Annotated in this window: 31 protein-coding genes; 8 read left to right on the top strand and 23 right to left on the bottom strand. The window is 62.2% G+C overall.

Annotated features, from left to right (window positions below; all coding sequences use genetic code 11):
• The 5 genes from QVE23_RS05305 to QVE23_RS05285 all read right to left on the bottom strand — a co-directional run.
• The coding region (locus QVE23_RS05305; RefSeq protein ID WP_287967701.1) for a hypothetical protein at window positions 1–409 on the bottom strand (409 nt) is incomplete at its 3' end.
• A 100-nt stretch (window positions 410–509) separates the two neighbouring features.
• Window positions 510–2,342: an excinuclease ABC subunit UvrC gene (uvrC, locus tag QVE23_RS05300; protein WP_287967700.1), complete on the bottom strand. Its 1,833-nt coding sequence runs from the start codon at window positions 2,340–2,342 to the stop codon at window positions 510–512.
• Window positions 2,343–2,419: 77 nt separating this feature from the next.
• Window positions 2,420–2,683 (bottom strand): HPr family phosphocarrier protein, encoded by a 264-nt coding sequence (locus QVE23_RS05295; protein ID WP_021748136.1) that lies wholly within the window; start codon window positions 2,681–2,683, stop codon window positions 2,420–2,422.
• A 289-nt stretch (window positions 2,684–2,972) separates the two neighbouring features.
• Window positions 2,973–3,506, bottom strand: a complete 534-nt coding sequence (gene rbr, locus QVE23_RS05290) for a rubrerythrin (protein WP_021748137.1) — start codon at window positions 3,504–3,506, stop codon at window positions 2,973–2,975.
• A 14-nt stretch (window positions 3,507–3,520) separates the two neighbouring features.
• Window positions 3,521–3,949, bottom strand: coding sequence for a Fur family transcriptional regulator (locus tag QVE23_RS05285; RefSeq protein ID WP_021748138.1), 429 nt, complete (start codon window positions 3,947–3,949; stop codon window positions 3,521–3,523).
• 200 nt (window positions 3,950–4,149) lie between these two features.
• Between QVE23_RS05285 and QVE23_RS05280 the strand changes: the two genes are divergently transcribed.
• Both QVE23_RS05280 and QVE23_RS05275 read left to right on the top strand, forming a co-directional pair.
• The gene (locus QVE23_RS05280; protein WP_287967162.1) at window positions 4,150–4,569 is read left to right on the top strand and encodes a hypothetical protein; all 420 of its coding nucleotides are present in this window, start codon (window positions 4,150–4,152) and stop codon (window positions 4,567–4,569) included.
• 179 nt (window positions 4,570–4,748) lie between these two features.
• Window positions 4,749–5,366: a DUF4230 domain-containing protein gene (locus QVE23_RS05275; protein WP_021748140.1), complete on the top strand. Its 618-nt coding sequence runs from the start codon at window positions 4,749–4,751 to the stop codon at window positions 5,364–5,366.
• 33 nt (window positions 5,367–5,399) lie between these two features.
• Here QVE23_RS05275 and QVE23_RS05270 read toward each other — a convergent pair whose 3' ends face one another.
• The 12 genes from QVE23_RS05270 to hisG form a co-directional block, all read right to left on the bottom strand.
• Entirely contained in the window at window positions 5,400–6,050 is a 651-nt protein-coding gene (locus QVE23_RS05270) for an HAD family hydrolase (RefSeq protein WP_021748141.1), read from the bottom strand.
• Window positions 6,051–6,178: 128 nt separating this feature from the next.
• Window positions 6,179–7,012, bottom strand: a complete 834-nt coding sequence (locus QVE23_RS05265; RefSeq protein ID WP_287967699.1) for a PHP domain-containing protein — start codon at window positions 7,010–7,012, stop codon at window positions 6,179–6,181.
• Window positions 7,009–7,644, bottom strand: coding sequence for a bifunctional phosphoribosyl-AMP cyclohydrolase/phosphoribosyl-ATP diphosphatase HisIE (gene hisIE, locus QVE23_RS05260; RefSeq protein WP_021748143.1), 636 nt, complete (start codon window positions 7,642–7,644; stop codon window positions 7,009–7,011). Before hisIE ends, QVE23_RS05265 begins: the two co-directional genes overlap by 4 nt.
• Before the next feature lie 77 nt (window positions 7,645–7,721).
• The gene (hisF, locus tag QVE23_RS05255) at window positions 7,722–8,477 is read right to left on the bottom strand and encodes an imidazole glycerol phosphate synthase subunit HisF (protein WP_021748144.1); all 756 of its coding nucleotides are present in this window, start codon (window positions 8,475–8,477) and stop codon (window positions 7,722–7,724) included.
• Window positions 8,471–9,190: a 1-(5-phosphoribosyl)-5-[(5-phosphoribosylamino)methylideneamino]imidazole-4-carboxamide isomerase gene (hisA, locus tag QVE23_RS05250; protein WP_021748145.1), complete on the bottom strand. Its 720-nt coding sequence runs from the start codon at window positions 9,188–9,190 to the stop codon at window positions 8,471–8,473. Before hisA ends, hisF begins: the two co-directional genes overlap by 7 nt.
• 17 nt (window positions 9,191–9,207) lie before the next feature.
• Window positions 9,208–9,390: a hypothetical protein gene (locus QVE23_RS05245; protein ID WP_021748146.1), complete on the bottom strand. Its 183-nt coding sequence runs from the start codon at window positions 9,388–9,390 to the stop codon at window positions 9,208–9,210.
• Window positions 9,391–9,410: 20 nt separating this feature from the next.
• Window positions 9,411–9,881 carry a pyridoxamine 5'-phosphate oxidase family protein gene (locus QVE23_RS05240; protein ID WP_287554268.1) on the bottom strand — a complete coding sequence of 157 codons (471 nt, stop codon included), beginning with the start codon at window positions 9,879–9,881 and terminating at the stop codon, window positions 9,411–9,413.
• 20 nt (window positions 9,882–9,901) lie between these two features.
• Window positions 9,902–10,513, bottom strand: a complete 612-nt coding sequence (hisH, locus tag QVE23_RS05235) for an imidazole glycerol phosphate synthase subunit HisH (RefSeq protein ID WP_021748148.1) — start codon at window positions 10,511–10,513, stop codon at window positions 9,902–9,904.
• The gene (hisB, locus tag QVE23_RS05230; protein ID WP_287967164.1) at window positions 10,514–11,101 is read right to left on the bottom strand and encodes an imidazoleglycerol-phosphate dehydratase HisB; all 588 of its coding nucleotides are present in this window, start codon (window positions 11,099–11,101) and stop codon (window positions 10,514–10,516) included. It lies immediately after the preceding gene.
• 12 nt (window positions 11,102–11,113) lie between these two features.
• The gene (hisC, locus tag QVE23_RS05225; RefSeq protein ID WP_256264776.1) at window positions 11,114–12,178 is read right to left on the bottom strand and encodes a histidinol-phosphate transaminase; all 1,065 of its coding nucleotides are present in this window, start codon (window positions 12,176–12,178) and stop codon (window positions 11,114–11,116) included.
• Window positions 12,179–12,182: 4 nt separating this feature from the next.
• The gene (gene hisD / locus QVE23_RS05220; protein ID WP_267288147.1) at window positions 12,183–13,469 is read right to left on the bottom strand and encodes a histidinol dehydrogenase; all 1,287 of its coding nucleotides are present in this window, start codon (window positions 13,467–13,469) and stop codon (window positions 12,183–12,185) included.
• Entirely contained in the window at window positions 13,466–15,043 is a 1,578-nt protein-coding gene (gene hisG / locus QVE23_RS05215; protein WP_025544055.1) for an ATP phosphoribosyltransferase, read from the bottom strand. Before hisG ends, hisD begins: the two co-directional genes overlap by 4 nt.
• 310 nt (window positions 15,044–15,353) lie before the next feature.
• On the opposite strand from hisG, the gene QVE23_RS05210 reads away from it, so the two are divergent.
• A complete protein-coding gene (locus QVE23_RS05210) occupies window positions 15,354–15,590 on the top strand; it encodes a helix-turn-helix domain-containing protein (protein ID WP_025544054.1) in 237 nt (78 codons plus the stop codon).
• Window positions 15,591–15,636: 46 nt separating this feature from the next.
• Here QVE23_RS05210 and QVE23_RS05205 read toward each other — a convergent pair whose 3' ends face one another.
• Window positions 15,637–17,115: a MerR family transcriptional regulator gene (locus tag QVE23_RS05205; RefSeq protein WP_287967698.1), complete on the bottom strand. Its 1,479-nt coding sequence runs from the start codon at window positions 17,113–17,115 to the stop codon at window positions 15,637–15,639.
• Window positions 17,116–17,303: 188 nt separating this feature from the next.
• Here QVE23_RS05205 and QVE23_RS05200 point away from each other — a divergent pair, with 188 nt between their 5' ends.
• The 3 genes from QVE23_RS05200 (at window position 17,304) to QVE23_RS05190 (ending at window position 19,300) form a co-directional block, all read left to right on the top strand.
• The gene (locus tag QVE23_RS05200) at window positions 17,304–17,648 is read left to right on the top strand and encodes a cupin domain-containing protein (RefSeq protein WP_021748157.1); all 345 of its coding nucleotides are present in this window, start codon (window positions 17,304–17,306) and stop codon (window positions 17,646–17,648) included.
• 124 nt (window positions 17,649–17,772) lie between these two features.
• Window positions 17,773–18,261: an RNA polymerase sigma factor gene (locus tag QVE23_RS05195; protein ID WP_119311603.1), complete on the top strand. Its 489-nt coding sequence runs from the start codon at window positions 17,773–17,775 to the stop codon at window positions 18,259–18,261.
• Window positions 18,245–19,300 carry a DUF4179 domain-containing protein gene (locus QVE23_RS05190; protein WP_287967697.1) on the top strand — a complete coding sequence of 352 codons (1,056 nt, stop codon included), beginning with the start codon at window positions 18,245–18,247 and terminating at the stop codon, window positions 19,298–19,300. Before QVE23_RS05195 ends, QVE23_RS05190 begins: the two co-directional genes overlap by 17 nt.
• A 201-nt stretch (window positions 19,301–19,501) precedes the next feature.
• Here the strand turns inward: QVE23_RS05190 and QVE23_RS05185 are convergent, their stop codons facing one another.
• Genes QVE23_RS05185 through mtnA form a run of 3 tightly spaced genes read right to left on the bottom strand, consistent with a single transcriptional unit; the run spans window position 19,502 to window position 21,657 of the window.
• The gene (locus tag QVE23_RS05185) at window positions 19,502–19,795 is read right to left on the bottom strand and encodes a hypothetical protein (RefSeq protein WP_021748160.1); all 294 of its coding nucleotides are present in this window, start codon (window positions 19,793–19,795) and stop codon (window positions 19,502–19,504) included.
• Window positions 19,796–19,798: 3 nt separating this feature from the next.
• A complete protein-coding gene (gene deoD / locus QVE23_RS05180) occupies window positions 19,799–20,533 on the bottom strand; it encodes a purine-nucleoside phosphorylase (RefSeq protein WP_136891019.1) in 735 nt (244 codons plus the stop codon).
• Between the two features lie 47 nt (window positions 20,534–20,580).
• Window positions 20,581–21,657, bottom strand: coding sequence for an S-methyl-5-thioribose-1-phosphate isomerase (mtnA, locus tag QVE23_RS05175; protein ID WP_119311606.1), 1,077 nt, complete (start codon window positions 21,655–21,657; stop codon window positions 20,581–20,583).
• Between the two features lie 242 nt (window positions 21,658–21,899).
• On the opposite strand from mtnA, the gene QVE23_RS05170 reads away from it, so the two are divergent.
• Window positions 21,900–22,400, top strand: coding sequence for a hypothetical protein (locus QVE23_RS05170; RefSeq protein WP_287826834.1), 501 nt, complete (start codon window positions 21,900–21,902; stop codon window positions 22,398–22,400).
• Between the two features lie 136 nt (window positions 22,401–22,536).
• Here QVE23_RS05170 and QVE23_RS05165 read toward each other — a convergent pair whose 3' ends face one another.
• Together QVE23_RS05165 and QVE23_RS05160 are read right to left on the bottom strand one after the other, a co-directional pair.
• A complete protein-coding gene (locus QVE23_RS05165; protein ID WP_021748164.1) occupies window positions 22,537–23,058 on the bottom strand; it encodes a nitroreductase family protein in 522 nt (173 codons plus the stop codon).
• 95 nt (window positions 23,059–23,153) lie between these two features.
• On the bottom strand, window positions 23,154–23,378 hold the full coding sequence (locus tag QVE23_RS05160; protein ID WP_021748165.1) for an HpcH/HpaI aldolase family protein: 225 nt from the start codon (window positions 23,376–23,378) through the stop codon (window positions 23,154–23,156).
• Window positions 23,379–23,565: 187 nt separating this feature from the next.
• Between QVE23_RS05160 and QVE23_RS05155 the strand changes: the two genes are divergently transcribed.
• Window positions 23,566–24,211: pyridoxal phosphate-dependent aminotransferase (locus QVE23_RS05155; RefSeq protein WP_287967695.1), on the top strand; the 646-nt coding region annotated here is incomplete at its 3' end.

Raw genomic sequence — 24,211 nt, 5'->3', positions numbered from 1 at the left:
AGAACACGTTTTCCCCCTGCCGCAGCGTCACCGGCCAGTTGCTCCAGATGGCGCCGTATGCCTCCTCCGATGCCCCCGGCAGTTCCCAGGACTCCCCACCGGCCAGACACACCGTCACCGGCTGGTCCTGGGAGGCATAGGTGCAGTTCACCGTGGTCGTGCAATCCTCCTCCACGGCGACATAGAGAAACGCCGCCGGTTCCTGCCGGGTGGTCAGGGAGAATTCTGCCGTGATCGGATCATCGGCAACCGTCAGGGTTTCAAACTGCGGCCCTGCCGGGGTCTCGGCGGTCTCTTTCCGTTCTGTCTCTGGAAACGCCGACAGATCCTCCGGAATGTCTTCCAGGCGGCCGCAAGCCGCCATGAGAAAGCAGCAGATCAGGATCAAAACGCAGTGTTCCTTCTTCATGAAAATACCAGTCCTTTCCTCACGATCTGTTTATCAAACGAAATGGCTGCATCCTTTTCCTCATCTCCCGCAAAAAAGCCAGCGGCTGTGCCGCTGGCTTTCAGACGTTCTCGTTTTTCGGGTGAAAATGTTCCCACACCGCCTGGGCGGCGGCCCGGGGCACCACGGCGGCAAGGGTCTCCACATCCGCCTCCCGGATGGCCTTGATGGTGCCGAAGTGTTTCCGCAGCTCCGCCCGCCGCTTCTCGCCCACACCGGGGATACCGTCCAGGGCGGAGCGGGTGGCGCTTTTGCTGTGGCTCTCGTGGTGGTAGGTGATGGCAAAGCGGTGGGTCTCCTCCTGGATCTGGCCGATGAGGGAGAACACCGCCTGCTGGGTGACGATGCCGATCTCCCGGCCCTCCGGCGTCACCAGGGCCCGGGTTCGGTGGCGGTCGTCCTTCACCATGCCGAAGATGGGCACATCCACGCCGAATTCCCAGGCCACCGTCTGCGCTGCCCGGGCGTGGGTCTCGCCGCCGTCGATCAGAAACACGTCCGGCAGGGGCAGAAACTTCTCGTCCCCATCCGCTGCCCGCTGGAGCCGTCGGCGCAGCACCTCCTGCATGGAGGCGTAGTCATCCGGATGTCCCTCCAAAGACTGGATGCGGAAACGGCGGTAGGCGGACTTCAGCGGCCGGGTGCCGCTGTATACCACCATGGAGGCCACGATGTCGCTCTTTCCCGTGTTGGAGATGTCGAAGGACTCCATCCGCTTCGGAGGCTCCGGCAGATTCAGCATCTTCCCCAGCAGCTCCAGGGTGTAGGCAGTCCGCTCCTCCACGGTGGTGGCTCGCTCTGTCTCCTCCTGGGCGTTCCGCTGGGCCATGGCCCGCAGCTCCGCCTTCTCTCCCCGCTGGGGCACGTGGACCCATACCTTGTGGCCCGCCCGCTTCGTCAGGACCTCCGACAGCTCTTCGCAGTCCTCCGTCTCCATGGGCAGCAGGATCTCGTGGGGCAGGATGGCCCGGGGCAGGTAGTACTGGGCCGTCAGGGCGGAGAGCATCTCGGCCTCCGACTCCTCGTTGGGGGCGGAGAACAGCTCCGTCTCCCGGCCGGCCAGATTTCCCTCCTCCATGTGGAGAATGGCGTAACAGCTCTTGCCGGATCCCCGGTACAGTCCCCAGATGTCCGTATCGGCACAGAGGCCCGCGATCACCGTCTGCTTTTTGCTGAGGGCACCGATGGCGTTAATCCGGTCCCGGAGCAGCGCCGCCTGCTCGAAGTGGAGGGCCTCCGCCTCCGCCTCCATCTCGGCGGTCATGTCCCGGAGCAGCTGCTTGCTCCTCCCCTCCAGCAGCTGCACCGCCTGCTCGATCCGGCGGTTATACGCTTCTGCTGTCATCTCCGGCCGGCAGAATCCGTCGCACCGGCCCATGTGGAAGTTCAGACAGGGGCGCTCTGCCCCGATATCCCGTGGGAATTTCCGGCTGCAGGTAGGCAACCGCAGGGCCACACACACCGCGTCCAGGGCCTGGCGGGTCTCGAACCGACCGCCGAAGGGCCCAAAGTACCGGGCGGAGTCATTGGCCATCTTGTTCACCAGGGAGAAGCGGGGGTATGCCTCTTTGGACAGGCGGACGAAGGGGTACCCCTTGTCGTCCTTCAGCAGGATGTTGTAGCGGGGCATGTGCCGCTTGATAAGGGAGTTCTCCAGCACCAGGGCCTCGAACTCGCTGGTGACGAAGATGGTGTCGAAGCGGTACACCTGAGACACCATGTTCCGCGTCTTGGCGGTGTGGGAGGCGCTGTCCTGGAAATACTGGCTCACCCGGTTTTTCAGCTTCTTGGCCTTGCCCACGTAGATGACCCTGCCTGTTTTATCCATCATCAAATAGACGCCCGGCGCCAGTGGCAGGTCGTTGGCCTTCTCCCGCAGCTCTTCCTTTGTCACGCCCGCCGCCTCCTCGCATAAAAGATACACGGCCTTGCGCGCCGCAGGGCCGTGTCGTACTTCCTGTATCGAATGTGTTATTCGCCAAAGTTGTCCTTGACCAGTTCCACCAACGCCTCGACAGCCTCTTTCTCATCGGCGCCGTCGGCGATCAACGTAATGGTGGTGCCCTTCACGATGCCCAGGGACAGAACGCCCAGCAGGCTCTTGGCATTGACGCGGCGATCCTCCTTTTCAACCCAGATGCCGCTCTTGAACTCATTTGCTTTCTGGATAAAGAACGTGGCCGGTCTTGCGTGCAGACCTACCTCATTATTTACGGTGATCTCCTGTGTATACATGATCCAGCTCTCCTTTTCTATACCAAGTCAACCAAGTCTGTTCCAACAGCTCCACATGATAACCGATGATTTTTCTGATAACATCATACCCGGTTTTACACAGACAGTCAACGGCGTTTTTCACAAACATTTTAAAATTTCCAGGAAACCGTACACAGTCTTTTCGTCTTTTAGCCTATCTTTCACAATTTTCCGGCAGTTACGCCCTCTTTTTTATCTATTTCTACAAGGGCGGCTGGAGACGCAGACAGGGGACCTCCCAAAAGGAGGTCCCCTGTGGACAGTGGGATCAATAGTTCTCGGCCTTCACCTGGAAGTAGGCCTGGGGGTGCTTGCACACCGGGCACACCGCCGGCGCGCTCTCGGCGATCTCCACATGGCCGCAGTTGCGGCAGAACCACATGACCTTCTCGCCCTTCTTGAAGACCTCGCCCTTCTTCAGGTTGTCCAGCAGCTTTAAGTACCTCTCCTCGTGGGTCTTCTCGATCTTGGCCACGCCCTCGAACTGGGCGGCCAGCGCCAGGAAGCCCTCCTCCTCGGCGGTCTTCGCCATCTCGGCGTACATCTTGGTCCATTCCTCGTTCTCGCCTGCAGCGGCAGCCACCAGGTTCTCCTCAGTGCTGCCGATGCCGTCCAGGGCCTTGAACCACAGCTTGGCGTGCTCCTTCTCATTCAGAGCGGTTTCCTGGAAGATGGCCGCGATCTGCTCGTAGCCCTCTTTCTTGGCCTTGCTGGCAAAATAGTCGTACTTGTTCCGGGCCTGGGACTCCCCGGCGAACGCGATCCACAGATTGGCTTCCGTCTTGCTGCCCTTCAGTTCCATGTGTCTGACTCCTTTCAAATTTTACAATTGTCTCTTTTTTCCTCTGGTCTATACTCATGCCGGCCGTCCTGTCCCGCACAGCGCGGGCAGTGTCCGGTGAATATCAGGGTGTGGCCCGTGACCACGCAGCCCTGGGCCGCAGCCAGACGGTCCAGCCTCTCGTCATAGGGCACAGTCTCCAGATCCAGCACAGCCCCGCAGGCGCGGCAGCGGAAATGGGTATGGGGCCGAGTCACCGCGTCAAAGCGGGTCACAGGGCCGTCCAGCTCTGTCAACCGCCCCTCCCGGGCCATCTGCTGGAGATTGCGGTACACGGTCCCCAGGCTCAGCCGGGGCATCTCCGGCTTCAGCTGCTGATAGACCATCTCCGCCGTGGGATGGGCGCGGCTCTCCAGCACAGTCTGGTAGATCCGCTCCCGCTGCTGGGAAAAACGCTGCGGCATAGGCTTTCTTCCTTAAATAGTAATAATTACTATTATTTATATATCATATCCTGCTGGAAAATGCAAGCACTTTTTCAAAATTCGGACAACATTCGACTGTCCGGCGCTGGCGGAAACTTCCGCTGCTAAATCCAGACGCCACGGAGACAATAACACCTGGGTATCGCGAAACAAACGCCCGCGCAAAGGGAGGTCAACCCATGAAAAGACAGTTTACGCTCTTGCTGGCCTCTGTCCTGGTGGTGTTTGCCCTGACCGCCTGCGGCGGCAACGACAAAGACACCAACCAAGATAACAACGGCCAAAACACGGTCGGAGAGGATATCCAGAACGCTGGCGAAGACATCATGGATGCCGGCGAGGACGTCCTGGACCCCGACAACAACAACAATAATAGCAACAAGGACAACGGGACCGGCGATCACAAGAACGACCAGAACACCACCGACAGAGGTGACAGCGCCCTCACCGGCGGCGACACCACCGTGGAGGATGCCGTCACCAAGCAGAACAGCCATCCCGGCGTATCCTACGGACAAATGCTGCGCAATGCCCGGGTCCACGATTCCGACGGGCTTCTGACGGACCATGAAAATGCCGCCAGCGGCCGCACAGCATAAAAACGGACAGAGAAGCGTTTTGCCTGTTTGAACAGGAAGACGGCGCGCAGAAAACACACAGGGCCGCGGCAACAGCTGCGGCCCTGTCTTTTTCCGAAAGGGCTTGGGAAGGTCCTTGCCTTTTCCAGGGAACATGGTACAATAAGGCAAAGCATACATTTCGTGGAAAAGGAGCCGCTATGAGCACTGTGAAAGAACCCCTCCACCCCCTGAGGACAGCCCGGTACCTGTGGCTGGGCATCCTTCTCTGCGCCCTGGTGGGCGGCGCCTGCTTTCTGGGCGGGCGGTGGTCCGCCGGCCGGTCTGAGACAGCGAAAATAGACACGGTCGTCCTGCAGAATCAGCTGTCGGAGATCCGGGAGCTGGCCACGGTCACCTACGCCTACACCAACATGGCCCAGTTCGAGAGCAGCAACGACTTCTACGGGGTGAAAATTCCCTTCACCACCAAGTCCTTCATTCTTACCTACGACGGCACCGTCAAGGCCGGGGTGGACCTGGACGGGGCGGAGGTGTCCGTCAGCGGCACCACGGTCACCATCACACTGCCGGAGGCGGAGATCCTCTCCCACGAGATCGATGAGGACAGCATGGAGGTGTTCGACGAGAAGACCTCCATCTTCAATCCCTTCACAGTGGAGGATTTCACCTCCTTCCAGTCGGATCAGAAGGCAGCCATGGAGGAAAAGGCCCTGTCCCGCGGGCTTCTGGCGGAGGCTCGCGCCAAAGCCGTCTCCAGCGTAGAGCAGCTGTTTGCCGCCGCACTGCCGGACACATACACCGTCACGGTCCAATAAAAAACAGAGGCGGAGCCGCGGCTCCGCCTCTTCTCATGCCAGGATATAGTCTCCCAGGGCCTCCGGCGTGTCCGCCAGATGGTCCGCCCCGGCGTCCTCCAGCTCCTGCCGGCTCCGAAATCCCCAGGTGACGCCGCAGGCCGTCAGGCCGCCGTTGTGGGCCGTTTGCATATCCACGCCGCTGTCTCCCACAAACAACGTCTCCTCCGGGCGCACTGCCAGGTCGGCCAGCAGAGCGTGGATGCCCGCCGGGTCCGGCTTCACCGGCACTCCCTTGACTTGGCCCCGCACCAGATGGAAGACACCGGGAAAGTAGTGTTCCACGATCTCCCGGCAAAAGCCGTCCGCCTTGTTGGAGTAAACCGCCAGGGTCACTCCCCGTCTCCCCAGCCGCTCCAGCAGTGCCGGGATGCCGTCATAGGGCCGTGTCTCGTCCATGTTGTGGGCGCCGTAATAGGCGGAAAACTGGGCGAGAGTATTGGCCAGCAGCAGGGGACTGCGGCTCTTCTCCGGAGAAAACCGCCGCACCAGATTGGGGATTCCATGGCCCACCATGGTCTTGAACTCCTCTGCGGAGTACTCCGGCCAGCCGTTCCGGCGGCAGACCCAGTTTCCGGCATTGGTCAGGTCCTGAATCGTGTCCAGCAGGGTGCCGTCCAGGTCAAAGATCACTGTATGATACATGGCCCGTCTCCTTTGTTCTTCGGTAAGATTGTTTTTATTTTATCAATTTCTCCGCACCGCTACAACTGGCATTCAAACCGAAAGGCGCGGTTTTCACCGCGCCTTTTTTATGAAAGTTTCCCGTCATTTCACAGGGGGCAGGGCTTCCAACCCCTCCCGGTCAGCAGAACACATTCCCGGAAACCCGCCGCTCTTGCCAGCTCCGCCGCCTGGCCGTAGCCGTACACGACCGTTTCCGGGCTGTGGGCGTCGGCGGTGAGGATGATCTGTCCTCCCATGCCCCGCCACTCCCGCAGAAGGAACACCGCCGGATAGGGCGTGTCCCGGTATCCCCGGGAGATGGCGCCGGTGTTGACCTCCAGCAGCGTGGCATCCGGGTCCGTGTGGTGCAGGGCCTCCAGCGCCGCCGTGCGGCAGCGGGGATCGTCCTCGTCAAACAGGGCATTTCCCCGATTCAGCTTGGTCACCAGGTCAATGTGGCCCAGAATGGCGGGTCTTCGGTCCGCCATGGCGGCTACATCCCGGTAGTAGCCCTCTGTCAGGGCCAGCATATCGCCGCCGAACATCTGGTCCCGGCAGGCGATCAGCCGCTCCCGGTCCCAGTCTATGCCATGGTACTTCCCGGTCTTCGGGTCATAGAGGTTGTGGACGGAGCCGATCCAGTAGTCCGCCCAGTCCGGAACCGGCTGTGCGGACCGGCTGTCCTGCTCGATGCCCAGCAGGACCTCCATCCGGCCGGCGTATTCCTCCCGGAGGCGTAGCACCTGCTCCCGGTATTCCGCCGGATCGGTTGGCAGGACGTTGCCCGCGTCGTGGGGGATCTCCGTGTGGCTGTGGCCGGAGGCGCCGAAGAAGCGGACCCCTGCCGCATACGCGGCCGCAGCCATCTCCGCCAGGGTTCCCTTCCCGTCGCAGAGAACGGAGTGGGTGTGGACGGAGCAGCATTCCGGTGTCAGATTCATTGCATCCGCTCCTGCTTCACCTTGTGGTCGATGACATGGCGCTTCTCCAACTCCGCCGTCACGTCCTCCAGGGTGATGCCCATCTGGACCATCAGCACCATCACATGGTAGGTCAGGTCGGCGATCTCATAGATGGTCTCCTCCCTGTCCTCCTTGCGGCCGCCGATGATGACCTCGGTGCACTCCTCACCCACCTTCTTCAGGATCTTGTCCAGGCCCTTTTCAAAAAGATAAGTGGTGTAGCTGCCCTCCTTGGGATCGGTCTTCCGCCCTTGGATCAAGCGGTACAGGCCCTCATAGCTGAAAGCCTTCAACTCCTCGGAGAGGTAGACCGGCCGGAAGAAGCAGCTCTCCGCCCCGGTGTGGCAGGCGGGGCCGTCCTTCACCACCTCCACCACCAGGGCGTCCTTGTCACAGTCCGCGGTGATGGACACCACATGCTGGACGTTGCCGGAGGTCTCCCCCTTGCGCCAGAGCTGCTGGCGGCTGCGGGAGAAGAAGCAGGTCCGGCCCTCGTCAATGGTGATGGCCAGGCTCTCTGCGTTCATGTAGGCCAGGGTCAGGACCTCCTTGGTGTAGTGGTCCTGGACGATGGCGGGGATCAGGCCGTTTGCGTCAAATTTCAAATCCATGGTGCTGTCTCCTTTTCTTGGGTATGCCGCCCGTGGGCGGCTGGGACTCCGCTTCCCGTCCGGGACCGGGCGTTCTGTCAGATCCGCATCTCCACGCCTTGCGCCCGCAGATAGTGCTTCAGCTCCTTGATATCCACCTGCCGGGTGTGGAAGATGGACGCCGCCAGCCCCGCATCGATGCCGGGGTGGGTGAAGAGCTGGGCAAAGTCCTCCATTTTCCCGGCGCCGCCGCTGGCGATGATGGGCACGCTCACCCGTGATGCCAGGGCGTCCAGCATCTCCAGGTCAAAGCCCTGCTTGACGCCGTCGGTGTCGATGGAGTTCAACACGATCTCCCCGGCGCCGTCGGCCACGCCCCGGGCGGCCCACTCCATAGCGTCGATGCCGGTGTCCTCCCGGCCGCCCTTGGCGAAGAGGCGGAACTGCCCGTCCACCCGCTTCACGTCCATACTGAGCACCACGCACTGGTCGCCGTACTTCTTGGCTGCCGCGCCGATGATGGCGGGGTCCGCGATGGCGCCGGAGTTGACGCTCACCTTGTCGGCGCCGCATTTCAAGACCCGGTCAAAGTCCTCCAGCGTCCGGATGCCGCCCCCTACCGTCAGGGGAATGAAAATCTCGCCCGCAACCCGCCGCAGGATGTCCGTAAACAGGTTCCGGCCCTCCGCAGAGGCGGTGATGTCATAGAATACCAGCTCGTCCGCCCCGGATTCGTTGTAGAACCGGGCCATCTCCACCGGGTCTGCCATATCCCGCAGACCCTCAAAGTTGGTCCCCTTCACCACCCGGCCGTCCTTCACGTCCAGGCAGGGGATGATCCGCCTAGCTAACATGCGCCCACCTCCCGGATGACCGTTTTTAAATCCAGACGGCCCGTGTACAGGGCCTTGCCCAGAATGGCGGCTTTGGTCCCGATCTTCCGGAGCTCCCGCAGCTCCTCCAGACTGCTGACGCCGCCGGAGGCGGTGATGTCCAGGCCCTCAATTTTTGCCAGCTCCCGGTAGAGCGCCAGATTGGTGCCCTGTTCCGCCCCATCCCGGCTGATGTCCGTATAGATGACGGTCTGGACGCCCGCGTCCCGGAGGCGGCGGCAAAAGTCCACGCCCTTTTCCGCAGACAGCTCCTTCCAGCCGCTGACGGCCACGTAGCCGTCCCGGGCGTCCACCCCCACGGCGATCCGGTCGCCGTATGTTTGGGCCATCCGCTCCGTGAAGTCGAAATCCTTCACCGCGATGGTGCCCAGGATGCACCGGCCCACACCCAGATCCAGGTACCGGCGGATGCGGTCCTCGTCCCGGATCCCGCCGCCCACCTCGATGTAGAGGCCACCCTGTCCGGCAATGGCGGCGATGGTGTCAAAGTTGGCCAGGGTGCCGTCCTTGGCGCCGTCCAGGTCCACCACATGGAGGTATCCGGCACCGGCGGCGATGAAGTCCCGGGCCACGGCGCAGGGGTCCTGGGCGTAGACCGTCTCTTTGTCATAGTCTCCCTGATACAGGCGGACCACCTGTCCGCCCCGCAGGTCAATGGCGGGAAAAATCTGCATAGACCACGTCTCCTCTGTCAATCTTTGTTCTTGTTGTCCAGAAGCACCAGCACCAGACCGATGATCCCACAGAGCAGACCCACCGGGGCCCAATAGGCCCGCATCCAACTAAGAATCGTGAGCGCAGGGGGCTCAAATCCGACCAATACCAGCAGAATGCCGAACAGGATCCAGGCAAAACCCAGCCAGATCCGCCTCATGCCGTCTCCTCCCAATCTAATTATAGGTGCTCCTTGCAGGAGAGCTCCTCCGCATCCAGCCGCAGGACGCACACGGCGTCCACCGCCGCGTCCGGAAAGGTCCAGTCCCCGCAGCAGGTAGCCTGGCGCATGATAGCCGCCAGACCCCGCCGCTTCTCTTCCGCCGTCTCCACCACGCGGATGGGGCCCTCGCCGATGACGCTTTGAAACGCGGCGGTGTAGCCGCAGGCCGCCTCCGCCCCCTGAAGCCGGTAGCCGGTGTCCAGCTCGAACCCGGCCCAGCCGTTTCGGCGGACCAGGTCCACCTTGCGCCCCTCCGCGGCGCCGTGGAAGTAAAAGACATGGCGGCCGCCCTCCACCGTGTGGCCGAAGTTCACCGGCACCACGTAGACGCCTCTGCCGTCCTGAAGGCCCAGGCGGCAGACTTCACATGCGTCGATGACCGCCCGGATTTTCTCCGGAGCCGTGACGGCCCTGTCCTGTCGTCTCATAGGTCTCATGGCATCCTCCCTCACAGTTCTGCAAAGGCCCGCAGCAGCCGCAGTCCCGTGTCCCCGGATTTCTCCGGGTGGAACTGGGTGCCGTAGACGTTTCCCCGGCGCACCACACCAGTGACATCCACATTGCCGTACCGGGACGCGGCCAGAGTGCCGGCGGCGCAGTCCCGGGCATAGAAGCTGTGGACGTAATACACATACTCTCCGTCCCGGACGTGGCGGAACAGGGGGTCATCTTTCAAAATCTGCAAGCTGTTCCAGCCCATGTGGGGGACCTTCAGCGTCTTGTCCGTCAGGTCCCGGCGGAGGTCCACTACTTGGCCGGGCACCAGCCCCAGGCCGGGGTGCTCCCCGTACTCAAAGCTCTTGTCAAACAGCAGCTGCATCCCCAGGCAGATGCCCAGGAGAGGCTTCTTCTCCGCCTCCTCCTGAATCACCGGCACCAAGCCGGTGGCATCCAGCTTGGCGCGGGCGTCCCCAAAGGCGCCCACGCCGGGCAGGATGATCCGGTCTGCCGCCCGGAGGCGGCCGGCGTCGCCGGTGACCTCCGCCTCCAGGTCCAGGGCCCTCAGGCTGGAGAGCAGGGAGAACAAGTTCCCCACGCCGTAGTCTACAATTGCAATCATTTACAGCACACCCTTCGTGCTGGGAATTTCATCCCGGTGTTTTTCGTCCGGGGCCACAGCCATCTTCAAGGCCCGGCCCGCGCCCTTGAACACGGCCTCCAGAATGTGGTGGGTGTTCTCCCCGGCCATCTGCCGGATGTGGAGGGACATGGGGCACGCCCGGACGAAGGCCAGGAAGAACTCCTTGCCCAGCTCCGTATCGAAGTCCCCCACCCTTTGGGCGGGCAGGTCCACGGACCAGCCCAGATAGTCCCGGCCGGAAAGGTCGCAGGCCACCAGCACCAGCGTCTCGTCCATGGGCAGGAGGAACTGGCCGTAGCGCGTGATACCCCGCTTGTCCCCCAGGGCCTCTGCAAAGGCCCGGCCCAGGCAGATGCCGATGTCCTCCACGCTGTGGTGGCCGTCCACCTGAGTGTCCCCCTGGCAGCGGACGGTCAGGTCAAAATCCCCATGCCGGGCGAACAGCTCCAGCATGTGGTCCAGGAACCCCACGCCGGTGGCGATGTCCGCCTTCCCAGTGCCGTCCAGGTTTAAAGAGAGCTGGATCCGGGTCTCCCGGGTGTCCCGCCTGATATCAGCAGTGCGCATCTCTCCGCCTCCTTACAGCTCTTCCAGGATGGCCGTCAGCTCCTCCACCAGGGTCTCCATCTGCTCCATGGATCCGATGGTAATGCGGATATAGTCCCGGATCCGGTCCGCGTCGAACCAGCGGACCAGGACGCCGTTCTCCTTCAGCTTCCGGTACAGGGTCTCACCGGGAAGCTGGCTGTGGCGGACAAAGACGAAGTTGGCCTGGGAGGGCAGGACAGTGAAGCCCAAATTCTCCAGCTCTCCCACGGTCCAGGCCCGGGTCTGCCGGATGGCAGCGGTGCAGGCGGCGAAGTACGCCTCGTCCGCCACAGCGGCGGCCCCTGCCGCGATGGACAGCCGGTTTACATTGTAGGGATGGAAGCTGTATTTCACCCGGTTCAGGTCCGCGATCAACTCCGGGCTGCCCAATGCGTAGCCCACCCGACCGCCGGCCAGGGACCGGCTCTTGGACATAGTCTGGGTCACCAGCAGGTTGTCATAACGGTAGATCATGGGCACGCAGCTCTCGGCGCCGAAGTCCACATACGCCTCGTCCACGATCACCACTCGGTCTGGGTTCGCCTCCAGCAGCCGCTGGATGTCGTTCCGGGGCACGGCAATACCGGTGGGGGCATTGGGGTTGGCGATGACAATGGTGCCGGGGAAATCCATATAGTCGTCCACATGTAAGGTGAAGTCCTCCCGCAGGGGGATTATCTTCACATCCAGATCGAACAGGGCAGCCTGGGACTTATAGAACCCATAGGTAACATCCGCAAAGGCCACGGGTTGCCCCGCTCCGCAGAAGGCCCGGAAGGCAAAGGCCAGCACCTCGTCAGAGCCGTTGCCCGCCAGCACGTTCTTGGCTTTCAGCTCATAGCGCCTGGCGATGGCCTCCGTCAGCGCGGCACAGGTGGGGTCGGAGTACAGGTTCAGTTTCAGGATCTCCGCCCGGTTGATGGCCTTGAGAACCTTGGGCGACGGGGGGAAGGGGCTCTCATTGGTGTTCAGCTTTACATACTGCTGATCCTGGGGCTGCTCGCCGGGGGTGTAGGGGGCAAGGCGCTCCGCCTCCTGGGAAATCCAGCGGCTCATGGGATCACTCTCCTTTCTCTTCCGTGCGGGACAGGGCAGACCGGGCGTGGCCGTGGAGGCCCTCCCGCTCTGCAAAGTCCGCGATCCGGGGGGCGGCGTCTGCCAGCGCCTCCCGGGTGTAGTAGATGAACTGGGTCTTCTTCACAAAGTCGTCTACGCTGAGGGGACTGGAAAACCGGGCCGTACCGCTGGTGGGCAGGGTGTGGTTGGGACCCGCGAAATAGTCCCCCAGCGCCTCTGGCGTGTGGCGGCCCAGAAAAACGCTGCCGGCGTTTTTGACCAGGGGCAGCAGGGCAAAGGGATCGTCCACGCACAACTCCAGATGCTCCGGAGCGATGCGGTTGGCGGCCTCCACTGCCGCGGCCAGGTCCTTTGTCACCAGGATCTTACCGTTGGCCTCTAAGGACTTTTGAGCGATATCTCGCCGGGGCAGGTCCGTCAGCTGGCGCTCCACCTCGTTTTGGACGGCCTCCGCCAGGGGGCGGCTGTCCGTCACCAGCACGGCGGCGGCGTGGGCGTCGTGCTCCGCCTGGCTCAACAGGTCCGCCGCCACCCAGGCGGGGTCGCTCTTCCCGTCCGCCACCACCAGGATCTCACTGGGGCCGGCGATCATGTCGATGTCCACCTGTCCGAACACCTTCCGCTTGGCGGCAGCCACAAAGACGCCGCCGGGACCCACGATCTTGTCCACCTGGGGGACTGTCTCCGTGCCGTAGGCCAGGGCCGCCACCGCCTGGGCGCCGCCGATCTTGAACACCCGGTCCGCCCCGGCGATTTTTACCGCTGCCAGAGCTTCTGCAGAGATGGCGCCGTTTTGGTTCGGCGGCGTCACCACCGCGATCTCTTTTACCCCGGCGATCCTGGCAGGGATGACGTTCATCAAAATGGTGGAGGGAAAAGCCACCGGGCTGCCGGGTACGCAGATGCCCACCCGCTCGACAGGCGTGTATCGCTGGCCCAGCACCACGCCGGGCCGGTCCGTCAGGCAGAAGTCCCGGTGGACCTGTGCCTCATGGAAGTGCCGGATATTGTCCGCCGCCTGCCGCAGCGTCTCCCGGAAATTCCCGTCCACACAGTCCCAGGCGGCGCGCAGCTCCTCCGCCGTCACCTCAAACCGCTCCAGATCTGCGCCGTCGAACCGGCGGGTGTATTCCCGCAGGGCCTCATCCCCCCGGGTGCGGACGTCCGCCAGAATGGCGGCCACCGCCGCATCCACGTCCTCCTCCGCCTGGGGGGGGCGGTCAAAGAGGGGCAGGTCCTCCAGGCGGTCCGCCTCATAGATGGGAATCATGCCTCCGTCACCTCCTTCAGCCTGCCCAGAAGCGCCTCGATCTCCTGGTGCTTGAACTGGTAGCTGGCCCGGTTGGCGATGAAGCGGGCCGAGATGGGCATGAACTCCGTCAGCACCTTCAGATCGTTCTCCCGCAGGGTGGTGCCCGTCTCCACGATGTCCACAATCACATCGGAGAGGCCCAGGATGGGGGCCAGCTCAATGGAGCCGTTCAGCTGGATGATGTCGATGTCCCGGCCCTGGGCGGCGTAGTACCGCTTGGCGATATTCCCGAATTTGGTGGCCACCCGCAGGGCCCGGCTCTGGTCCTCGGTAAAGTCTTTCGGCCCGGCCACGCACATGCGGCACCTGCCCAAGCCCGTGTCCAGCAGCTCATACACATCCGCGCCGGACTCCGCCAGGATGTCCTTGCCCACGATGCCGATGTCCGCCGCGCCGTGCTCCACGTAGATGGCCACGTCGCTGGGCTTCACCAAGAAGTAGCGGATGCCCGCCTTTCGGTTCTCCACCACCAGCTTCCGGGTGTCGGCGTAGTTTTCCGGGCAGCCGTAGCCCACGCCCGCCAGCAGGTCGTAAACCTTGTCTCCCAGGCGGCCCTTGGGCAGGGCCACGTTCAGCATCACCGGGCCAGCCGGCTCCGCCGCCGCGTCGGACAGCCGGTCCAGCTCGTCTAAGTACAGCGCAAAGCCGATGGCCCGGGCGCCGGGGCGGAACTGCTCCGCCAGGGGGTCATACTGCCCGCCCCGGAGCACTGCCCGGGGCGCTCCCGCCAGATATCCCTGGAGCACCAAGCCGTTGTAATACTCCATATCGTTCACCAGGGAGAAGTCCAGCTTCCAGTGGTCCGTCTGCCCCTGGTCCTCCAGCGCCCGACACAGGCCCCGCAGCTCTTCCAGCGCCGCCCCCATGGCGGCGTTCAGGGCCAGCACCTCCGCGGCAGCAAGAACCTCCTGCCAGGGCCCTGCCAGAGTCCCCAGGCGGCAGAGTGCGTCCGTCCCCTGGCGGGAGAGGCCCGCGGCCTCAGCGGCTTTGCGCAGCTCATGGACGTTTTTGTCCCGGATGCAGGTGAGGAGCCTGGGCCGCACAGCCTCCTGGGCGCCCACCGCGTCAAAGAGGCCGGTGACGAAGCCCATGTGGCTGATCTCCAGCACGAAGTCCCGCCCGGTCAGGGCCAGGCTCCGCAGGGCCAGGGACACCACCTGGGCCGCAGCGGCATCATCCACGGCACCGATGCACTCCAGGCCCATCTGACTGATCTCCCGGAAGGTATGGCTCTCCTGGCTGGGGCGGTAGACGTTTTCCTGATAGTAGTACCGGCCGCAGCCGCCGGGCCCCACCTGGGCATTCTTGGCGATGGAGAGGGTCACGTCCGGCTTCAGCGCCAGCAGCCGCCCGTCCAGGTCCGTAAAGGTGATGACCTGCTCGCTGGAAAGAAAACGGCGGTTCTCCTGATAGAGACCGTATTCCTCGAACCGACCCATGTGGTATTTGCGGAAGCCCTCCTGTTCATACAGCAGCCGCAGCTGCAGCGATGCCCGCTCCTGGGGCCGCAGGACGTTCAGATCCAGTTCCATGGGGACTCTCCTCCCGGCGGACTATCAGCCCGCGTTGATTTCAGCATTTATTTTACTTTATTTTATTAGCAAAGTAAAGCGGTAATTCGGTAGTAAGAAAAATTCTATGCTTTTAACAAATTCAACTTCGCACAAAACAGAAGTTAACGTGATTTTACACCCAGGATGGTGTTTTTGCAATCTCCCTTTCCCCTGTTCCCGCCCTGACATTTCCAGCCCTAAAAATGAAATTTTCTTCATAGATAGAGGATTTCCGACAAATGCTCCTTTTATCATTTAAAGAAAACCCATGATTCTATGGAGTATGGCAATGAAAAGAAGTACCCCTCTGACCCGCAACATCGGCGCGAAAGTGAAATACTACCGGAAGCTCCGCGGCCTTTCCCAGAAGCAGCTGGCCGCCCAGCTGCAGACCAACGGCTGCGATATCACGGAGACCATGCTGGGCCACATCGAGACGGGCTACCGCTCCACTTCCATTTTTGAGATCGACAAGCTGGCCGAGGCGTTGAAAGTGGACTACAACGCCCTGTTTGCCCAGGATTAACGGCACGGTACGGAGAGATCTCCGCGCCGTGCCGTTTTGCTTCCGGTCATCCGTTGTCCAGGGCCACGGTGTAGGTGAAGGAGAGGCGGTTGCCCTCCTCCACCGGCTGCCAGCCCATGCCTTGGAAGTAACAAAAGCCTGTCTGCTCCACCTCTGCCGTGATGATTACCCCCGGCTGATGAAGGGTGAAGCCCCGCTCCCAGTCCGCCTCCTCCTGCTCCCGCAGCTGGGCCTGCCGGGAGAGAGACCAGAAAGGCGCCTCCCTGCGCCCCCAGACCAGGGCCGTCACGATTTGGGGCACATAGCTGTCAGGTGTTTCCACCCACATAGCTGTGGTATTTTGGAAGGTTCCGGACATGGTGACCGCTGTGACATGGCCGTCCTCCACCGTGTAGCGGAACGCCTTGGCATCGTCCCAGGGGTTCACATCCATCAGGTCTTCCAGGGAGATGATCTGGCTGCCATCCTCCGGCTTTTCCTGCCACTGGCCGTCTTCATCCAGATAGGCCCTGCCGCCAAAGTCCAGATATTCCGCCTGGCGGTTGTAGTTCTCCGCGAACTCCGCCACAGTCAGATCCCCTCTGTTGGGCGGCAGCTGGGACCAGCTGTTGACAGCCTCTCCCACTATCAGCACCAGGAGTACCGTCAGGATCAGCGATGCGGCGTATCGGAGCCGGAAGGGCTTTGCGGTGTAGGCCACCCCGTCGTCCCAGGGCTGGGGCTCCTCTTTCCAGCACCGCCAAGCAGATCGGAGGATCATCACAAGAGACAGTATGGGGATATAAAAGCCCAATCCCATCCATAGCATCATGAGATAGCGGGTCACGCCCTCGCTGTATGGGAGGTTTTTTCCATCCATTCCAGCCAGCCGCATCCCCAACAGGGCCTTGCCCGGCGTGGTGCCCCAGAGATGCAGGGACAGAGGTTCCAAAACACCCAGCAGGACCACCCCCGCGAAACTGATAGCCAGTGCGGCCCGAGTCGGGTTATACCCCAGCAGGCATAGTCCCGCCACCAGCAGCATCCGCACCAGCATCTCATCGAACATTCGGGCGAACAGCCGCCGGGAGGCGCTGCACACCGTAGGCAGCCGGTCCGTCTCCGGCAGGGCCGAAGCAGATGCCTTCTCCCACCAGGGGCCGCCCTCCCCCGGCAGGGCCGGGGCGTCCAGGTCCGCCAGGTACCTCCCCGGGTCCAGGCCGGTGAATGTGGTGCCGGTCCGCCGCAGGTCGCCGCAGACCCGCTCCACCCGGCCCAGGGCGGCCTGTTCGCCGCCCACCTCCGCCAGTCGCCGGTCCAGCACGGCAGAAAGTTCCGCCCTGCCGTCCCGCAAGGCCCGAAGCGCCTCGATGGTTACCCCCAGCCGCCGCAGCAGCTTGATCTTCTCCAGGGCCCGCAGGTCCTCCTCGCTGTAATCCCGGTAGCCGTTACCGGACCGGGCGGGGGCCAGCAGCCCCTCCGCCTCGTAGTAGCGGATATTGGCCCGGGGCACGCCGGACCGGGCCTCCATCTCCTTGCTGGTCAATGATACCGCCTCCTTTGGCCTCAGGATAAAGTATCAAGGGACTTGACAGTCAAGCCTTTTTCGCAAAAAAGCCGCCCGCCGCCGGAGATTTCCCGGCTGGACATTCCCCTTTGCCTCTGCTATGATGGTATCATCTTCGCCGGGGCTCTGCAAGACCACCGGCAGATCAATAAAAAGGAGAGACTGCCATGTTCACCCCATCCGACAAGTGCCCCCGTCGGGATGCCTGCGTCCAGAACGGCAAGGGCCTCATCCACATGAAGGACCTGACGGACAAGGAGGGCCTCTATAACCACGGCCGCCTGTTCGCCCACGTCACCGTGGACCCAGGCTGCTCCATCGGCGACCACCCCCACGACCATGAGACCGAGTTTTACTACATCATCAAGGGCGAGGGCGTGTTCAACGACAATGGCAAGGAGATCGTGGTCCGCCCCGGCGACATCTGCGCCACCGGCTACGGCGAGGTCCACGGCCTGGAGAACCGGGGCACGGAACCCGTGGAGCTGATTGCTTTAATCGTGGGAGAATAAAACCGGATCTAAGCGGCCCCAGGGGCCGCTTTTTCCTGCCCTGAAAAAAACTTTCCCCTCCCTGAAAGTTTTTTCCCCGCCGGATCGTATCCTGGGTGAGAGCGCTCCAAAGGAGTTGAGATACATGGACGATATGGAACAGGCGGAGCGGCTGGCCAACACATACGCCGACGCGATCCTCCGCCTCAGTTACACCTATCTGAAAAACACCCACGATGCCCAGGATATCTGCCAGACGGTCTTCGTGAAGCTGCTGATGGAGCCCCGGGAGTTTAAGAGCCCGGAGCACGAGCGGGCCTACATCCTGCGGATGGCGGCCAACGCCTGCAAGGACCTGCTGAAAAGCCCCTGGCGGCAGCGGTCGCAATCCCTGGATGTCGGACTGGAGGTCCCCGCCCCCCAGGCGGGCGACGGGTCTGTGCTGGAGGCGGTAAATCAGCTGCCGCCCCACTACCGGGCCGTCATTTACCTGTTCTATTACGAGGGTTACCAGGCTGCCGAGATCGGTCAAATCCTGGGCATCCCCACCGCAACCGTCCACACCCGGCTGGCCCGGGGACGGACGAAGCTGAAAGAACTTTTGGGAGGATATGGCTATGAACAGCCCGTTTGAATATCAGGAGTCCCTGAACAGCCTGCACTTTACAGAGGAGGAAAAGGCCGCCATCGCCCGCCGGGCCGCGGAGGCGGCGCGGAAGCAGACCCGGCCCGCTCGCCGCCCCGTCCGCCGGATAGCCCTGATCGCCGCTGCGGCGGTGCTGGTGCTGGCAGTGGGCACCGCCGGCGCCACCGGCATCCTGCGGTCCGCTGCGGAGGTCTTCTCTCCCCTCTTCGGCGGGGCACCCGCTCAGACGGAGATCATCGACAAGATCGGCTATCCCGTGGGCGCCAGCGACACGGACAACGGCGTCACCGTCACCGCCGACGCCGTCATGGGCGATGCGTATAATGCCGTTATCGTCTACACCATCAGTCGGGACGACGGTACCCGCCTGCTGCCGGAGGACATCACAGGCGAAATGCTGCTGGTCCACGGCAACGGCACGGACCTGAGCATTCTGGGCGGAAGCCACGGCAGCAGCTATTTTGTGGTGGAGGATCCCGCAGCCAGCTCCATCCAGATGGTGGAGACGGTCAGCGCCGACAAGCCCATCAACGACTGCACCGCCACCGGTGTGTTCGAGAACCTCTACAAGTGGGACGAGGAGGCCGGCGAGGCCGTACCCATCATCGAGGGCAAGTGGAAGCTCAAGTTTGAGATGACCTACGAGGACAGCTCCGTCACCCTGAGCGGCGGCGAGACCTTCACCCAGGACGGCATGACCTTCACCATCGACTCCATCACCCTCTCTCCCGTGGCCTACAAGGTGGACTACACCGTGGACAGCGAGGTGGTGTGGAGCAACTCCGGCAGCGGCCGGCAAAGCGAAGAGGACCGCCTCACCACACAGCGGTACTTCGAAAACGTGGAAATCCTGCTGACCCTCACCGACGGCACGGTGATCGACCTGTCCAACGCCGGCGGCAGCATCGGCCCGGAGGATGGCGTCACTGTCTGCTCCAAGGGCGAGGTGTTCTCTGAGGTCCTCCCCATGGAGGACATGGCCTCCATCTCTGTGGGCGGCGTGGTGTACGATCTGACAGCGGAGTGAGCTGAGGCATTCCCAGGCAGGCCGAACCGTTCCGGAAGCAGCGCAGAGAACTGTGCGGCCGCCTCTATCGGACGGCTCTCAGACGAAGGGGCCCGCACTGCTCTAAATTAAAACTTTGCCTGTCCTGTCAAAACGTTTTTTGCAGAAGAAGGACCCGCCGGGGCACACGCCCCAGCGGGTCCTTATCTTTTGCAGTTCCGGTTACTGGGGCGCCACGTGCTCCGGCTTTACCAGATCCGCCAGCAGCTCCTTCGCCCGCTCCACGTCCTCCGGCTTCACGGAGATGTAGTAGGTCAGCCGGTCGATCTTCCCGTTGGGGCCGAAGTCCCGGTGGTCCAGCTTGGCGCCGCAGCCGCACGCCGGCGCCTCCGTCTCATAGAAACCGGTCTCCATGACCTTGATGCCAGCATCCTTCAGCCGCTGCCGGGCTTCCTTCCACCGGGGTTTGTCGCCCCAGACCTCATAGGCCTTCTCACGCTTTCCGAACAGCGCCATACGTCAGCCCTCCAGGGACTTCCAGGCAGTCTCCAGGGCGATCTCCATCATCTCGTGGAAGGAGTCCTGCCGCTCCTGGGCGGAGAGGGACTCCCCGGTGAAGATGTGGTCGGAGATGGTCAGCAGGGACAGCGCCCGCTTCCCCAGCCGCTGGGCCGTCCAGTAGAGGCCAGCCGTCTCCATCTCCAGCGCCAGGATGCCGAACTTCCGGTACATGGCCCCGGCGTCGGGGTTGTCGTTGTAGAACTGGTCCGCCGTGAACACCTGACCCACATCTGCCCGGACGCCCATGGCCTCCGCCGTCTCCACCGCGTCCCGGAGGAGCCGGAAGTCGGCGGTGGCGCACAGCTGGCCGGGGAACCGGTACTGGTCGGCGAAGTGGGAGTTGGTAGAGGCCCCCAGGGCGATGACCACATCCCGGACCTTCACATCATCCCCGATGCCGCCGGCGGAGCCGATGCGGATGATGGTATCCACACCGAAGAATTGGTACAGCTCATAGCTGTAAATACCCATAGAGGGCACGCCCATACCGTGGCCCATGACGGAGATGCGCTTGCCCTTGTAGGTGCCGGTGTAGCCCAGCATGTTCCGGACGGTGTTGAAGCACACCACCTCCTCCAGATAGTGGTCCGCCACGTACTTGGCCCGCAGGGGGTCGCCGGGCATCAGCACAGCTTTTGCAATCTGGCTCTCTTCCGCCGCGATAGAGGCGGATGGGGATTCCTTGATGGCCATTTTTGATTCCTCCTTGTAATGTAGATGTCAGATATTCCATTTCGTTGTCACTTCTTGTCGTCAAACAGCGCCTTCAGGCTCTTGGTATAAGGCGGGCGGCAGATGCCCTTCTCCGTGACGATGCCGGCGATCAGCTCATGGTCCGTCACATCGAAGGCGGGGTTGTAGCACTTCACCTCGGGCAGAGCCATGGGCTTTTCGTACCACATGGTCTTGATCTCCTCGCCGTCCCGCTCCTCGATGGGGATGTGGTCCCCGTCGGGGCAGGCCATATCAATCGTGGAGGTGGGGCCCAGCACGTAGACGGGAATGCCGTAGTGCTTAGCCAGAATCGCCACGCCGGAGGTACCGATCTTGTTGGCGGTGTCGCCGTTGGCGGCCACCCGGTCGCAGCCCACGAAGCAGGCCTGGACCCAGCCGTTCTTCATGACAATGGAGGCCATGTTGTCGCAGATCAGCGTCACGTCCACCCCGGCCCGCTGGAGCTCATAGCTGGTGAGCCGGGCGCCCTGGAGCAGGGGGCGGGTCTCGTCGGCGAATACCCGGATGTGCATCCCTCGCTCCGCCGCCAGCAGGAAGGGGCCCTGGGCCGTGCCGTATCGGGAGGTGGCAAGGGGCCCGGCATTACAGTGTGTCAGGACGCCGTCGCCCTCCTTCAGCAGACTCAGACCGTATTCGGAGATGGCCCTGCATTTGGCGATGTCGTCCTCATGGATGGCTACTGCCCGCTCGTACAAAGCGTCCAGCATTTGGCCCCGGGTATCGTGGACATGCTCCAAGGCGGTGCGCATCATCTCCCGGATGGCCCAGCCCAGATTCACCGCCGTGGGACGGGCCGCGTCCAGCTGCTGGCCATAGTCGCTGAGGCGCTTCAAAAACGTGGGACGGTCCTCGGTCCGGATGGACTTGGCCAGCACATACATGCAGTAGGCGGCGCAGATGCCGATGGCCGGGGCCCCCCGCACCCGCAGGGCCCGGATGGCCTCCACCATCTCGTCAATGGTCTGGAGGCGGATCTCCTTCTCCTCCCCCGGCAGCAGGGTCTGGTCGATGATGTAAAGGGCCTCCGCCTTCCGGTCGTAGCGGATGTTCTGGGCATGGGTTACCGCGGTGATATCTGGCATGGTGGTTCTTCCTTTCCAAACGGCGGCCGCCCCTCCGGTCTCCCGGGGCAGCGCCTTCGTGTTCTCCCGTCCAGTGTATCGCAATTTCCCCGCCGACGCAAGGGGGGGAGGTCCGCAGTTCCCTTTTCAAGCTCCGTTGTGATGGCCTGAACTCCGTCTTTCACCAACCGACCTTGTGAAAAATGGGTCTGTATGATAAAATAGGGGTGTTTCCAGTGAGCCTGTGTATCAGGAGGGATTGTATGCGCCAGCCCCAAACGATCTGGTCCTTATGTGCTTTTATATTTGGGTTGATGGGAATCATTTTTGTTTTCCTCGGGATGCTCTTTTATATCACAGACATCCCTGTGAATGGCGGCTGCAATTGGTTTTTTATCCCAATCGGGGCGATCCTTTTATTGGGCAGTGTTGTCTGTTTGGCGAGGTGCGGTCTGCAGGAGCAGCGCAGAAAGCACCTAAAAACAAACGGCATTTCAGTGGTCGGAAAAATTCAATCCGTTCGACATCTAGTTTGGATCAACTGGAACACAAAGACATTTGTAAACTGGCCCGGGCAATGCTCTCCGTGGGTCGTTCAATGCTCCTACTGTTATGGCGGACGGACTTATACAGTCAAAAGCCTCTTGTCATGGATAAAGCCGGCTACTGATTTTCAGCAGCCCGTTATTTATCTTGATCCACGCAATCCAGTACATGCCTATGTGGATATGGATACAATCAAGTGGGAACTTTCATCTTTTTGAGCGCAATCACAAGCCGATCATATCTACAGGCCTCTCTGTTGATTTCACCAAATGAAGCGATTGCATACGATTCGCCAAGGGCTACCGCAGCAAAACAGCAGGGCGGCGGGAATGCTCCCGCCGCCCTGTGTATCTGTCACACGCGGAGGATCCAGCCGTCCTTCCGGGGCTTGGGGGCGGGCAGGTCCCCCTCCACATACCCCAGGATGCAGTTGCCCACACCACGGTAGGTCTCCGGCAGCCCCCACTTCTTCAGCAGTTCCTTGCCCTCCGGCCGGTCAAAAAGCTCCATGGCCCGGTTGATCCAGCAGGAGCCCAGTCCCAAAGCCGCGGCAGCGGTCATCAGGTTTCCCATCACCAGGGAGCCGTCCTGCAGCCAGTTCAGCTTCTCTCCGTCCCCCAGAACCACCACCACGGTGGGGGCACCGTAGAAGGGATCCGTGCCGGGATTGCCCTGGATCTCCGCGTTCAGCTTGGACATCCAGGCAATGGTCTCCGGGTCCTGGACCACCACCATGACAGAGGTCTGGAGTCCCTTGGCGGAAGGCGCCCAGGTGCCCGCCTCCAGAATGGCGTTCAGCTCCTCGTCCCTGATCTGCTCCGCCTTGTACTTGCGGACGCTCCGGCGCTCCTTCAAAACCTTCAATGTCTCGTTCATGTTCGCAGCTTCCTTTCTATCGTTATGTTGCTTTGAAAATCAAATGGCTCCGGGTTCCAGCACCTGCCCCATAATCTCCCGGCACTTTTGGTACATCAGGATGGTGTCGCGCAGGCCAGGACGCACAGGTCCGCCGCTTCCCCGGCCCGGACCATCTCCACAGTTTTCTCCGGGCCGTAATAGGTGTGCTCCAGATCCACGGTCAAGAACCGGAACCCGGCGTAGCCCGCGGCCTCCACAAACTCCGGTGCAGCGGACTGGATGAAGGTCCCCAGAAAAGGCCGCCCCTCCGCCAGCAGAGCGGAAAATGCAACGTGCATGGCCGTGCCCCTTTCTCATCTATTATAGCACATCCCCCCGGAATTCCCAACGTTTTTTCGCATCAGGTATCGCCCCTTTGCGGATTCCGGAGGTGACAGCTGTCCCGTGACGTGCTATACTGATAAAAATATTGCGCTTTGGCAGGACTTTTTCCCAACTGTTCCAAAGTAAGGAGTGATTTTGACCATGCCCCAGCCTCTTTCTGAACGCACCGCCAGTTTCACCGATTCCGTGATCCGGCGGATGACCCGCGTCTCCCTGAAGTACGGCGCGGTGAACCTGTCCCAGGGCTTCCCCGACTTCGAGCCGCCCCAGGCGATCCTGGAACGGCTGGCCCAGGTGGCCCGGGAGGGCCCCCATCAGTACTCCGTCACCTGGGGGGCCCAGAACTTCCGAGAGGCCCTGGCCCGCAAGCAGTCCCGCTATATGGGCCGCACCATCGACCCGGACAAGGAAATCGTGGCCACCTGCGGCTCCACCGAGGCTATGATGTGCGCCATGATGACCGTGGCCAACCCCGGGGACAAGGTCATCGTCTTCTCCCCCTTCTATGAGAACTATGGGGCAGACACCATCCTCTCCGGGGCGGAGCCCATCTATGTGCCACTGCACCCGCCCGCCTTCACCTTCGACGTGGACGAGCTGGAGGCTGCCTTCCGCCAACGTCCCAAGGCCCTGGTGCTGTGCAACCCCTCCAACCCCTGCGGCCGGGTCTTCACCCGGGAGGAGCTGCTGACCATTGCGGAGATGGCCGCCAAGTACGACACCTACGTCATCACCGATGAGGTGTATGAGCACATCGTCTACGCCCCCCACCGGCACACCTACTTCG

It is taken from the genome of Oscillibacter sp. KLE 1728 (genome assembly GCF_934833455.1).
In the GTDB taxonomy this organism is placed as follows: domain Bacteria; phylum Bacillota; class Clostridia; order Oscillospirales; family Oscillospiraceae; genus Oscillibacter; species Oscillibacter welbionis.
Note: the sequence above shows the minus strand (reverse complement) of the source record. Positions and strands in the feature narration are given on the sequence as shown.